Consider the following 13,132-nt stretch of genomic DNA (forward strand, 5'->3'; position numbering starts at 1 on the left):
TATTGCCATCGGGCGGACACGACTTGAACGTGCGGCCTCTCGCGCCCAAGGCGAGCGCTCTACCAGGCTGAGCTACCGCCCGACATTTCCTCGTATTCGCAATTGCCAATTCCGTTGCCTTGCGGTTCTTCGCCGATGACAGTTCGCGCAGCGAACGTCGCATTTTGCCACCTCCATCTCGACCTGCGAAATCGAGACGCGGTTGTTGATCATGCGGCTGATGTCGCCTTGCTTGACGCCTCGGACGTGATCAAATTCCAAGACGATCAAGTCTCGTTCGCCACAGTCGACGCAAGGATGTTGAGACAGGTAGTCGACTATGAACTCTCTTATCGATCGACGTGAAGCCTTATTTCGCGCGTATCGTCGAGAGTTGTGGAGCTCTTTGTTTCGTGCATAATGCGCTCTCGAGTAGCTGCGCTGACAGGGGATGCAATAGGAGCAGGGCTGCGGGTTAGCTATGGTACGGCTGGAATAAGCCGACAAAGGCTTATCTTTCAAGCACTTCGGGCACCGCTTTACCCGCGCGACCACCGAAAGCAAGACCATCTGTTTCATGCTTGCACATCACGCGCACATGTTCGATTGTCTAGCCCGATACTAAGAGGGATACGGAAATTTCTCAGCGGTCCGATCGGGGCACCAACGCCGCGCGCAAGGCACGTAGTGCACGGCCGCGGTGAGAGACCGCATGCTTCATCGCCGACGTGACTTCGCCAAAGGTATTACCGTCATAGGACGGATACACGAAGATGGGATCGTAGCCGAATCCATTTGAGCCGCGAGGCGCATCGGCAATCAAGCCCTCGACCTGGCCGCGTGCGACAACGGGCTCAAAGCCGGGGATGGCCAGAACGCACACGCACACGTAGCGAGCTCGTCGCGACTCATAAGCATCTGCCGCTTTGATCAAATACCTGTTGCGCTCTGCCCATGTCGATTCAGGCGACGGCGTACGCGCGGACAACACGCCCGGCCCCCAGTCCAACGCCTCGACCTCGATCCCCGAATCATCAGCCAACGCCGGTCCGCCGCACAGATCCGCAAGCGCACGCGCCTTCAAGAGCGCGTTGCCCTCATAGGTACCGGCTGTTTCTGGAACATCGGGATACGCCGGCGGCGGCAATGCGAGGCGCGGCGGCACCGGACCCCACAACTCGATGAGCTCGCGCGCCTTATCTTCGTTGCGCGAGGCGATCAGAATGGCAATAGCAGGATCGAGAAAACCAGGCACTAGTCGCGGTCGAGGCGCAAGACCGCCATGAACGCTTCCTGCGGCAGCTCGACGTTGCCGACTTGTTTCATGCGCTTCTTGCCTTCTTTTTGCTTCTCAAGCAGCTTGCGCTTCCGCGAGATGTCGCCGCCGTAGCATTTCGCCAGGACGTTCTTGCGCATCGCTTTGACGGTCTCTCGCGCCATGATCTTGTTCCCGATCGCCGCCTGGATCGGCACGTCGAACATCTGGCGTGGGATCACTTCCTTCAGTCGCTCGGCAAGCCGCTGGCCCCACGTAGACGCCTTATCGCGGTGGATGATCAACGACAAAGCGTCGACCGATTCGCCGTTCAACAGGATGTCGAGACGCACGAGGTCGCCCTCTCGATAGCCGATGAGCTCGTAGTCCAAGCTCGCGTAGCCCTTCGTCCGCGATTTCAGCTGGTCGAAAAAATCGATGATGATCTCCGCGAGCGGAAGGTCATACGTGAAGATGACGCGCGCCGGCGAGATATAGTCCATCGCGATCATCGTGCCGCGACGCGTCTGGCACAAGTCCATGATCGGCCCGATGTAATCGGCCGGCGTGATGATCGAGCACTTGACGTACGGCTCTTCGATGCGCCGGATGTTCGGCACCGGCGGCAGCTTCGCGGGATTGTCGATCCACAATTCTTCGCCGGCCGTCGTGAAGACATGATAGACGACCGACGGCGACGTCGCTATGAGCGACAGCGTATACTCGCGCTCGAGCCGCTCCTGGACGATCTCCATGTGGAGCAGCCCTAGAAAACCGCAGCGGAAACCGAACCCCAACGCGATCGACGACTCTGGCTCGAAGGACAACGCCGCATCGTTGAGCTTGAGCTTTTCGAGCGCCTCGCGCAAGTCGGTGTAGTCGACGCCCTCGTTCGGATACAGCCCGCAGTACACCATCGGCGTCACTTTACGATAACCGGGCAGCGGCACGTGGGCCGGCGAATCCGCGCCCGTCACCGTATCGCCGACGGCGACCTCAGACACGCTCTTGATATTCGCGATGACGTAGCCGACCTCGCCGACGTCAAGCCGCGGAACCGGCCGCATATCCGGCCGGAACGTGCCGACCTCCAACACCTCGAATACGCGATCTTGCGCCATCGAGCGGATCCGCGAACCGGCTTGGAGCATCCCGTCGACGACTCGCACGTAGCAGATGACGCCGCGATACGCGTCGTAATGCGAATCGAAGACGAGCGCTCGCAGATGGTCCTCGCGTCCGATCGGCGCCGGGATGTGCGCCACGATCGCCTCGAGGATCTCGCGGATGCCGATGCCTTCCTTCGCCGACGCCTTGATGCAACGCTCGCGCTCGATGAGCAGCGTGTCCTCGACGTCGCGGATGACGCCGTCGGGATCGGCGGACGGCAGATCGATCTTGTTGATGACCGGGATGATCGCGAGCTTCGCTTCGGTTGCCAGATGATAGTTCGCGAGCGTCTGCGCCTCGATGCCTTGCGCCGCATCGATGACCAGGAGCGCTCCCTCACACGCCGAGAGCGAGCGCGATACCTCGTACGTGAAATCGACGTGCCCCGGCGTATCGATGAGGTTGAGCTCGTATATCTCGCCGTCGAGCGCCCGGTATTGGAGCGTCACCGGGTGCGCCTTGATCGTGATGCCGCGCTCGCGCTCGAGATCCATCGAGTCGAGCGTCTGTTCTTGCATCTCACGCGCGGCGAGCGCGCCGGTCAGCTCGAGCAGCCGGTCAGACAGCGTCGTCTTGCCGTGATCGATATGGGCGATGATGCAGAAATTGCGCACGTTTGCGTTCGTGCGCTGCGACGCCGCGCGGGTTGACATGTTCGACGGATTCGTTGGGCGGGGCGCTCGACCTTTGCGCGATGAGCGCGGGCGCTAGCGCGTCGCGAGTTGTGCGGGGATGCCGTTCAGGAACGGAGTCGGGTCGATCGGTTTGCCCCAAAGCACGATCTCGTAGTGGCAATGCGGCCCCGTGGCAAAACCGGACGTGCCGATCTCCGCTATCTGCTCGCCTTTGCGTACGGACTGACCAGGACTCACGAGCATCCGCGAATTGTGCGCGTACCAGGTCTCGTAGCCGTTGCCGTGATCGATGACGATCTTGTATCCGTAGCCGTAATCCCAACCCGCTTCTTCGACGACTCCCGCAGCGGTCGCATAGACCGGCGATCCGTAGTCGTTGACGATGTCAAGCCCCGGATGGAATTCCGTATCCGGGTAGTTGCGATAACCAAAACCCGACGAGACGTATCCGTCCGTCGGCCACATCGATGGTATCGCATCCAAGAAGCGCTGACGTGCGAGATCGGCAGCGACCTTCGCTTGCGCAGCCTCAGTCGCTCTGGCCTCAAGGTCGCGCGATTCCGCGAGTGCGCTCTCGAGCTTCACGTTGAGCGATGCGAGCGCGGTCGACTCGTTCGCGAACGTCACCGCATCGGCGCTTCGGCTTGCCAACCACGAACGCACTCCGGCCCAAAACGAAACCGGCCCCGAGGCTGACGGCCTTCCCGCCAGCGGCGCCGCAGCGTGTATGACGGGCGCCGTCGCAGCTTTCGCTGGTTTGCTCGTCGACGCGTTCGATGTGCTCGAGGATTTCCCACCGGATGCGATCACAGCGAGCTTGCGGATCTCACGTTCGTTGCGCTGCAACACGCTCAGACGGTTCATCATATCGTGCGTTTGCTTCGTGAACGCTGCGAGCTGGCGATGCTGCTGCGCATCCGCGGCTTGGAGCTTACGCACTTGCGCGTTCGCGGCGCTCACCGCACCCAACTGGAAGGTCGTCATCGCCGCGAGGAAAACGACAAGCCCGGCTGCGATCACCGCCAGGTGGCGGTGCGACAGCTCGAGCTTATAGATCGATTCCGAGCTGTGCGGGATGATCTTGATGACGATCCGCTTCGTCGACGAGAACAGCTCCTTAAGCACTTCTCTCCCCCGCTGGACGTGCGCCCGATTCGGCGCTCCCGAGTTCCGCGGGCTTCCATGCCCTCAGCCGCGCTGGCGCGGCCGACCGGACCTCTCCTTGGCGATGCCGAGCGCTTTGCGCTCTTCCTCGCTCGTCTCTTTGTCGGTCTCGTATCCGCTCACGGCCTTCGCATACGTGCGAACCTCTTCGCGCGAGTAGATGCTCGAGACCACGAATCCGTCGCCCTTGCCGTCGACGACCGCTAACGCGTACGACAGCTCCGACCCGACGTCGGGGAACGCATTGAACCGGACGAACCCGACGTTTTGCAATGAGCCGTCGGTGGCCGCTTCGAGCGCGGCGAGCCGTCGGCGTACATCCGACAAATCCGGCGGCGTCGCGACGGGTAGCGTGCCCTGGCGCGAAGACGCCCCACCGGATCGGGACCGCGCGGTCGTCACGTGATAGACGACGAGCGCGGCGATTGTGAAGATGGCGCTCAGTACAAAGGTCGCTGACGTTGCGGCGGGCGCCAAACCGCTCACGAACGCCTGCCAACCGTCAGTCATGACGATGGTGTGCCCGAGGTTCGCACCGAAGTACACCTGTCCTTTTGTCCCGCTCACATGGTGCGACACGTCGAGCGACACACGTCATAAGGGGAGGCTCGAGTCAGGACGAGCCGCGGCACCCGAAAGGTCCCACACGCCGCTGCTACCTTCCGGTCCTGACGGGATTAGCGGGTTTTCGTCGCGCGGGTCCTGACCGTCATCGCCTCCCATGCGAACGGAGAGGGAGGGATTCGAACCCTCGAGACGGTTTTAGCGCCTACACGCTTTCCAGGCGTGCCTGATCGACCACTCCAGCACCTCTCCAGAGTTTCGCAAGGTGCAATTTCAGGTCGATGCGCCCGTCATTCCTGTAGCGTTAGTGGTAGACGGTGGAACTCATCCACCGCAACGAAGCCACGACCTCTTCGAGCGCTGCCATCTCGTCCGGTATCGCTCGACGTTTTATTGGCTGCATCGAAACGATGAAGTATAGCTTTACTGCGGGCCCGGGATCGACGTAGACAGCATAGCTCGGGTCTTCGCCTGGGATGAGATACAACTTGGCGAACGTCTTGTATTCAGGATTCGAAGCCGCGAAGTCTTCAAACGAGATATTCGGGTACTTCGTCTTCCATTTTCCCATGTCTGCGGTCAGGTCGCCGGCAACATCGGGCCCGTCATAATCCATAACCTGAACCCAGATGATCGTCGTCGCGTTCCTCGCGGTTTCGCCAGACTTGTAGAACGATGCGTTTCCGACACCGACGTCGGATGGTGCGTGCCCTACCCATCCATCCGGCTCACGCACCCAGAACGCAAACCCCTCCCCGTAGACCATCATGTTCTTAAGGTCGGGTGGGGGCGACGATGCGCTTTGAGCCGCAGGAGTTGGAGCGATCACGAAAGCGGCGAGACACGCGATCAAGAATTGCATTATTTTGAGCCGATCCGGAGAGGGTGGGATTCGAACCCACGAACGGGTATAAGCCGTTACTCGCTTTCGAGGCGAGCGCGATCAACCAACTCTGCCACCTCTCCACACCGCGTCGTGCATCTCACGACAATTCTTCCGCTCGTCGCTCTTTGAAGAACGCACGCAGCATCTGCGCGGCTTCTTCTTCGAGCACTCCTCCTTCTACCGTCACCCGATGGTTCAACTTTTCGTGGCTTGCGAGGTTCACGACCGATCCCGCGCCGCCGCCCTTCGGATCAGGACATCCATACACGATCCGGTCGATCCTCGCTGCCACGCACGCCGCCGCGCACATGACACACGGCTCCTTCGTCACGTACAGCGTCGAGCCGCTCAGGCGCCAGCCGCCCGATCGCGCAGCCGCCTGGCGGATCGCGACGATTTCCGCGTGCGCCGTCGGATCGTGCGCGGCTTCCTTTTGATTGAAGCCGACAGCGGCGATCTCGCCGTCGCGCACGAGCAACGCGCCAACCGGCACGTCCCCACGCGACTTTGCGACCGCAGCGAGTTCGAGCGCCCGGCGCATGTAGGATTCGTCATCCATGGCGCGCCCGAGTGGGCTCGAACCACCAACCTTCGGCTTCGGAGGCCGACACTCTATCCAATTGAGCTACGGGCGCAGGCACGGAAATCTGCGATTCGCTCAGGCCCCGGTCGTCACCTCGGCGTGCCTAGCGCGCAACCGCTCATAGTACCGCAACATCGCGACGAAGAAGGCGACAATCCCATACCATCTCGCGGGTAATGCAATTGTGGCCGCAAGGCGGATGTGTGACTGATCGGTAGCCTCTGTCCAAGGGCTGCCGAAAATACGGAACGTCAAGATAGCGATACCGAACGCGATCAAATCGGGCAATGCCGTCGCGACCACTGTGACGAGAACGACCGCTAGGTTTCTCCAGTACAAACCCCGCGTGAGCACGAGCGCTCGACGGAAGGCCGCGCGCACGCCCAGCCCTTCGACGAAGCCCGCAAATTGAGCGAGGAGCAAACGGCTCAACAACGCCGTTGTCGCGAGTACGGCCACAAACGCTAGCACTGCACCAAAGACGGTTGCCGGCAAGGACGTGAAATCGGCCTGTCCTGCCGCACCGTGCGAAAGGGCCGCAAGAATAACACCGCCCGCAAAGACCACAAAAAACATGATCAACGAAGCGAAGAACATTACAGACCACGCGAGATACGACCAAAGGAACCGGATGACACTCCCAGCGGCGGCGGGCGCTCGATTACCTATCGCCCTCCCGGCCACCACGACAGCTGGTGCCGCGGATAGGAGCGCGACGCCGAGTGATGCGAGGTGATACCTCGTGGAGTCGTCGAGTAGCCTCACCGAAGCAACTACTAGGCACGCGATAATGCCGATTTTCCAGTTCTCGATCGTTGCGGTAACCGCGCGGTCGAACGCGTCTGCGAGAAACGGCCCCAACGCACCATCGACCTGCGAAGAAATGGTGCCTCGGGCAAGATTTGAACTTGCGGCCAAGGGCTTATGAGTCCCCTGCTCTACCACTGAGCTACCGAGGCATGACGACGAGAGGAACGGAGGCGCCGGAAGCGCTCGTTTCGCGCCCCGCCTCGAAAATCCTTACCATAAACATGACCGGCGGACCATGAGGTCAGCCGGTCGAGTTGCATTTACGGGTGCGACAAACGACTATATCTTGTCGCGGACTTCCCTCTTCGCTTTGTCGACGTCGGCCTTCGTCCGCTCGACATCCTCATGCACGACCGACTTCACTTTCTCGCCTGTCGTCATGTCGTCGCCGGCGATGTCGCGTTTCGCCTTTTCGATCTCTGCCTCCGAGCGGTGCTTGATCTCGCTCGCGGCGTCTTTCGCGTCGTCGACAGTTTTTTTGACGTCATCTCCCATGCAAGTCCCCTCCTATCGGTCGGTGGTGATGGCCGATAGTATACCCGCGTTGCGCTGAAACAACGCGTCTAGGCCGTCCTTAGTGGAACGTCAGCTTCACCAAAAGCGACGTCTGCGGTAGCGCGTAGGTGCCGAGGATCCCCGGCGTCGTTTGCGACTGCGTCAACTCCACCTGAAGCGCACGCCGCACCTGATACGCTATGCCGAGCGCCTGCGCCGGCGGCACGGAGAACGTGGTCCGATACAGCGTGTAGGCGCGTGGCGACACCTGCTTGCGCACCTCAAGCGTCGGCCGGCCGAACGGGTCGAGCCCGAAGTCGACCTCTTCGAGGTTGAACACTTGCTCGAGTCCGATGTTGAGCGCGCTGAGGATCTGCCCCGCGATCGCCCCCGATACGAGATTACCCGGGGAAACGCCGAGCGCGTACTGCTCTTCACCGTGCGACGATGCGAGCGCCGAGTTGATCTGCGGCACGTGGAGCAATGTCGCGACTATCGCGCCGCGATCCATCGGCGGGTCTGACGTCATGTCGGTATGGAGATTGTCGACGCGGCCGTACGTCGAGATCGTGATGTCGGCATCTTCCGTGTGCGTGATCGCATCCGCTGAGACATCGGGCAGCAGCCCACGCCGCTTGTTGAACATAACGCGCCCGTCCACGAGCTCGAAGTTCGTGTTGAGAAAACCCGCTTGACCGCGCACGGCGGTGAGAACGCCGTCGAGCGTCGGCGCCGACGTCGTGCCGCCGACATCGACCTCGCCCTTGCCGGTGACGTTCAAAATGCCGCTGACGCCGACGTCTTGACCGGCGATGACGCGGACGTTCAAACCGACGCTCGACGGCACAACCGCGATAGCCGACGGAGTCGCCGGCGGCGGAGTCGGCCGTTCGACGTGATCGAGATCGTCGCCGAAGACCGATCCGCCGTACACGACGATGTGGTGCGGCCGCACAGGCGGCAGTCCGGGCACCTCCGCCGAATTCCCTGAAGCAGCCGTGTGATTCGACGCGAGCGCCACGATCGTCGTGAACGGAATCGTCGTGTGCGAGAACTGCATGCCGCCATACAGGTACGGCACCGGGCCAGACTTCGTGATGCCGAGCTGCGCATCGACGGTCCCCGTCAGCACGTCAGGCACATCTACCTGCGCGCCATGCAACTGCGTGCCGAAAGCGTATTGGAGCGAAGCGTAGCGCCGGATCGCGGTCGCCGGCACGATGTGCGCGCTTCCGCGCGCGTCGACCGTGCCCGATCCGACGGCGGCGTGAAGCGCTTTGAGAACGATGCTGTCATTCGAGAAGTCTACGTCCGCGCCGAGCCCTGTGAGCGGTACGCGGTCGAACTTGGAAGACACGCTGACGTTGCGAAGCTGGAGCGATCCCGCAACCGTCGGTTTGCCTGCGGTGCCTCGGACCCTCAAATCTCCGTCGGCACGTCCGCCTGCCGCGACCGAGCCCGCGAACAGCGAGTCGAGGGCGCCGATGCCGATACGGTCGAGTCGCGCATCGAAAGCGATCGTCTTGTCGTTCGGCCCGATCCGGAACGGCTTCGTTTGGATAGGCACCGAGCCGCCGAATGACACGGTCCCGCGACCCTTCGACAACTGTACCGATCCGCTGGTCGTCAACATGCCGCGCTCGAACATAGCGACCGCCCCGACCGAGTCGAATCGAACGTGGCGCACTTGTCCCCGCGAGGCGCTCATGCGAACACGAAGGTCCGGTTGATAGAGCCCGCCGTTCGCGTCGATCGACGCGGTCGCGGATCCGCTCACGGGCATCGGGTGCGGCGCGAATGCCGCTAGTTTGCTCAAGTCCGTCACCGCCACATCGGCATGCGCTCGTATCGCCCGATGCTGGTCGACCGATCCGTTGACGGTCGCGCTCGCGCCGTCGATTGCGACGCGCAGGTCGTGCACCGCCACCGCTCGATGGGCGACTGCAACACCGCCCGATGCTTCTTGGATCGCGACGCCGCGTACGGACGCGTCCGACACGCCGAACGTCAGCCCGCCGCGGACGTCGCCCGACGAAGCCGAACCGGAGAACGCGCCGTGCGCGATGCCGCGCAATCGGTCGTCCTCGAGGCCGACGAAGGGTGCGAGCGCTCCGATATCGAGTCGTTGCACATCGCCCCGCACCGCGACGACAGGTAACCGGCCCGATTGCGGCGGCAGCAGCACCGCAAGCTTGCTCGTGGAAACGGCGCTGTTCTGGGTCATCGCGATAGCGAGATCTCCGCCGGCGCGACTGACGCGGCCTTCGACGACGCCGAGTGGCACGCCGGACACGCGCGCGTCGGCGAGCGAGAACGAGCCAGACGCGTCATTGTCGCCGATAACGTTCGAGATCGCGACGTCGAGCGCACCATGGCCCTCGAGCACATCCTTTCCGTTGAAGAAATCGTTGAAGTCGTTCAGGTCGACGTGTGCGCTCGACGCGTGCAGCGCCGTTCCGGAGCCGCTAAAGCTTCCCGACAGCGCGATCCGTGACGAACCGAAGGTCACGGCTCCGTCATTCACAGCCACAGAGCCTCGGGTCGCATCTATGCCCGCATGCAAGTCCGTGAAGCCGACGCCGCGTACCGCTCCCGCACCGACGTCGAAATCGCCGATGACGGTCGGATCGCTGAGCGCGCCGCTCGCCCGGAATCGCCCGGTGCCGATGCCGCCGAGCGACGACGACGGCGCGAATGCACCGGTCAAGACCCCAAGATCCGCAGCGGGCAGGGACGCTTCCATCGAGACCTGCGGTGCGCGGGAGTTCAACCCGTTGATGCGGCCGTTCATCTCCGCGACGCTTCCGGCACCGACCACCCGCGCCGCGCGTACGTCGAGCGAGCCGCTGCTATACGTCAAACCGGTATCGGCGTCGAGCGGCATGCCGGCGTAGTCGCTGTTCGCAACCGCCGCGTCACCTGACGCGACCGGAGCATTCGCGGTTCCGCCGACGACCCCGATCGCGACGACCGCGCCGGAAGCGATCGGCAGCGCGATCGCGTGCTGGTGCGCAAGATCGATGCCGCGGACGGCGACGGTAAGCGACCCGCGCTCACGACCCGGCACCGTGCCCTGCACGTCCACGTGTCCGTCCGCGACATCGGCGCCGGCCCCATAGACGACGAACCGATCGCCTTCACCGCCGAACAGGGCGCGGACGCTTTCGGCCGGCACGCCCATCACCTCGACGGAACGATCCGGTGACGTCGCCGTCACGTCGGCTATCCACGTCGAGCCGTGAGCGATCGCACTGAACGCTCCGTCGACGCTGCCGTGCGCGGCGTTGTTCCCGCCGATGCGACCGAGATCGCCATGAGCACGACCCTGAAGGGCGGCCGCGACGCCTATGCCGTTCGCCTTCTCAGGTGCCAAGCGTACGACGCCCGCCGATGCGGCATGGATCCCCGGACCGTCGATCGCGAGGCGATCGATCCGCAGCGCGCCGCTCTGCCCGTACGCATCAACGGCGACGCGTCCGAGCGAGGTGCCCGCGATTTTAAGTGAGTCGGCCGACATCCGAACGGCGGCGCCGGGCATAGACTCGGCGCCTCGCATAACCGCGTATCCGTTCACGGTCGCGGCCGCGTTCGGCAAACCGATCGGATGCGTCGTGAAGCCTACGGGTGCGACCGCATGGCCGTTCAGCCGGGCGTGGTAGCGCGTTGCGTAGATGTCGATCGCCGCCGGCGAAGCGACATCATGGCCGAGCTCGCCGAGCGCGACGAGCTCACCGCCCGCGCGATCCTCGAGCCGTGACGAAAACGCGAGCCCATCCGGCCCAGCGGCGACTTGAGCGCGCATACGCTGCTCGCCGCCGGTCGTCGCGGCGAAACCGCTTCCGGACAACCGCAAGAGAGGACCATCGAACGCGACGAGTGCGCTCGTCGTGCCTCGCGTGTCGATGTCCGCGACAAACGGAATCTCGCGCGACGGGGCGCGAGCGACAACGACGAATTGGCCCGTGACCGGAGCGGCGGTGAGATCGATGTCGCCGTCGCCGCCTATGGTCGACCCGTCATAACGCGCCGTCATGCTCTGCAGCGCGACGTGTCCGTCGTGATAGTATGCGCTCAAGCCGAGACCGTCGATCGGGACCCCGCCGTACCTTACCCGTCTCAGTCCTTTGAGCTCGATGTTGGCGTGCGGATTCGCCGGTGGGCCATCGATCGCGACGCCGATCGCGACCTTACCCGCCAGCGGCAGCTTCGACGAGAATGGGAGCAACTGCCGGACGCCCTCCAACGGACCATCCGCACGCGCCCTCAACCCCAGCAGGAGATCGGGGAACAATTCTACCGAGCCGGCCGCGGCAAGCGGCACGCCACCCGTCGAACCGCGCAGGCCTTCGAACTCGAGCGTGCCGTCGAACACTGAGAACCGGCCTGCGACGCCGGTTATCGGCTTCGCAAGCGGCAGGGTGCGTAGCGCTCCGTCGTGCACGCTGCCTGCGCTTATGAATCGCCACTGCGGCCCCGTCGACGGATCCCAACCGACCGCGTACGCATCGAGTTTCATATCTGCGACGCCACGCTCGACGACGAACGCGCTGCTCGACACCGGAACGTCGACAAGCGGCCCGAGCGGCGCTCCGTGGACGACTAAGTGCGCGCGCGCGATGCGGGCGATATCGTTTTGCTCGAACACAGCCGTCACGCCCGAGGGCGAGGTCGAACCGCCGAACGAGAGGCTTGCCTTGCCGCTTGAACGCCCACCCTGGTCGACGTTCGCCGCGAAAGCGACATCGCGTAATTCGACGACACGGGCGGTCGGCGCCGCATCGCTCACCACGTAGACCGAACCGGCGACGAGGTCGACCTTCGCTCGAAACGGCGAGCCCCGCGATGTGCTGTTCGAGGTGCCGCCCCCGCCCGCAAGCCGCGCGACATCGTAGGAGCCGTCGGCAGCGCGGTGGATGAATACGCGAGGCTGCACGACCCTGATGCTCGATATGCCGAGCGCGCGTCCGTACTCGCCGTACGTGATCCGCAGCTCGGCGGTGTCGAAGAACGGGCGCGACCCGTCGGTCACCACGATGTCGCGCGCGTCGAAGACGCCGTCGTTCATCGTGACGTCTGCGTGCTCGAGATGGAAGCCCTTGAGCGACAGATACGTCGAAGCGATCGCGCGCACCACTAGCGCGCGTGTGCTCGGCAGCGCAAATGCTAGAGCGAGAGCTGCGCAAACGCCGACGATCGCGATCGCGACGCCGGCCACAAACGCGAGGACGCGTCTGCGCGCCGCATGTTCGGACTCTCGGCCCTTGGGGAAATGCTCCACGCTGGAGGTTTCCCATTTAGCCGGCGGACAAATCTTAGGCTCGGCTGTAAAACGAGCAGCCGCCTTTGGGACGGCGGCTGCTTTTCACTCGCGCTCGGAGGGATTCGAACCCCCGACCTCCAGATTCGTAGTCTGGCATTCTATCCAACTGAACTACGAGCGCGCGCTATTTTGGATCGGTGGCGGAGAGAGAGGGATTCGAACCCTCGATAGCGCCTTTATAGCACTATAACGGTTTAGCAAACCGCCGCCTTCAGCCAGCTCGGCCATCTCTCCACAAGACTTAGCTAGTGTACCACAGCGGGTGAAATCC

At 63.2% G+C, this 13,132-nt stretch carries 9 protein-coding genes, 7 tRNA genes and 1 other RNA gene; all 17 read right to left on the reverse strand.

Annotated features, from left to right (window positions below; all coding sequences use genetic code 11):
* Positions 1-8 precede the first annotated feature (8 nt).
* The 17 genes from VFO25_04440 to VFO25_04520 all read right to left on the reverse strand — a co-directional run bounded on the left by VFO25_04440 (position 9) and on the right by VFO25_04520 (position 13,095).
* Positions 9-82: transfer RNA gene (locus VFO25_04440), tRNA-Pro, on the reverse strand.
* Between the two features lie 540 nt (positions 83-622).
* Positions 623-1,234, reverse strand: coding sequence for a non-canonical purine NTP pyrophosphatase (locus VFO25_04445; protein ID HET9342149.1), 612 nt, complete (start codon positions 1,232-1,234; stop codon positions 623-625).
* Entirely contained in the window at positions 1,234-3,057 is a 1,824-nt protein-coding gene (lepA, locus tag VFO25_04450; protein ID HET9342150.1) for a translation elongation factor 4, read from the reverse strand. The genes VFO25_04445 and lepA overlap by 1 nt, the downstream gene beginning before the upstream one ends.
* Positions 3,058-3,111: 54 nt before the next feature.
* Entirely contained in the window at positions 3,112-4,164 is a 1,053-nt protein-coding gene (locus VFO25_04455) for a M23 family metallopeptidase (GenBank protein HET9342151.1), read from the reverse strand.
* A gap of 63 nt (positions 4,165-4,227) precedes the next feature.
* Positions 4,228-4,770 carry a DUF4446 family protein gene (locus tag VFO25_04460; GenBank protein HET9342152.1) on the reverse strand — a complete coding sequence of 181 codons (543 nt, stop codon included), beginning with the start codon at positions 4,768-4,770 and terminating at the stop codon, positions 4,228-4,230.
* A gap of 41 nt (positions 4,771-4,811) precedes the next feature.
* An RNA gene (gene ffs, locus VFO25_04465) (signal recognition particle sRNA small type) lies at positions 4,812-4,911 on the reverse strand.
* Between the two features lie 20 nt (positions 4,912-4,931).
* Positions 4,932-5,019, reverse strand: a tRNA-Ser gene (locus tag VFO25_04470).
* 52 nt (positions 5,020-5,071) lie between these two features.
* Positions 5,072-5,629 carry a hypothetical protein gene (locus tag VFO25_04475; protein ID HET9342153.1) on the reverse strand — a complete coding sequence of 186 codons (558 nt, stop codon included), beginning with the start codon at positions 5,627-5,629 and terminating at the stop codon, positions 5,072-5,074.
* Positions 5,630-5,644: 15 nt separating this feature from the next.
* Positions 5,645-5,733 (reverse strand) — tRNA-Ser (locus tag VFO25_04480).
* A gap of 17 nt (positions 5,734-5,750) precedes the next feature.
* Complete coding sequence (tadA, locus tag VFO25_04485; protein ID HET9342154.1) at positions 5,751-6,212, reverse strand: tRNA adenosine(34) deaminase TadA; 462 nt, start codon at positions 6,210-6,212, stop codon at positions 5,751-5,753.
* Positions 6,212-6,288 (reverse strand) — tRNA-Arg (locus VFO25_04490). The genes tadA and VFO25_04490 overlap by 1 nt, the downstream gene beginning before the upstream one ends.
* A gap of 23 nt (positions 6,289-6,311) precedes the next feature.
* Positions 6,312-7,097, reverse strand: coding sequence for a hypothetical protein (locus tag VFO25_04495; GenBank protein HET9342155.1), 786 nt, complete (start codon positions 7,095-7,097; stop codon positions 6,312-6,314).
* A 23-nt stretch (positions 7,098-7,120) separates the two neighbouring features.
* A tRNA-Ile gene (locus VFO25_04500) sits at positions 7,121-7,195 on the reverse strand.
* A 130-nt stretch (positions 7,196-7,325) separates the two neighbouring features.
* Positions 7,326-7,541: a hypothetical protein gene (locus VFO25_04505; GenBank protein ID HET9342156.1), complete on the reverse strand. Its 216-nt coding sequence runs from the start codon at positions 7,539-7,541 to the stop codon at positions 7,326-7,328.
* 79 nt (positions 7,542-7,620) lie between these two features.
* Positions 7,621-12,819: a translocation/assembly module TamB domain-containing protein gene (locus tag VFO25_04510; GenBank protein HET9342157.1), complete on the reverse strand. Its 5,199-nt coding sequence runs from the start codon at positions 12,817-12,819 to the stop codon at positions 7,621-7,623.
* Between the two features lie 89 nt (positions 12,820-12,908).
* A tRNA-Arg gene (locus VFO25_04515) sits at positions 12,909-12,982 on the reverse strand.
* Positions 12,983-12,999: 17 nt separating this feature from the next.
* Positions 13,000-13,095, reverse strand: a tRNA-Ser gene (locus VFO25_04520).
* Positions 13,096-13,132 lie beyond the last annotated feature (37 nt).

Source organism: Candidatus Eremiobacteraceae bacterium (assembly GCA_035710745.1).
GTDB lineage: Bacteria > Vulcanimicrobiota > Vulcanimicrobiia > Eremiobacterales > Eremiobacteraceae > JANWLL01.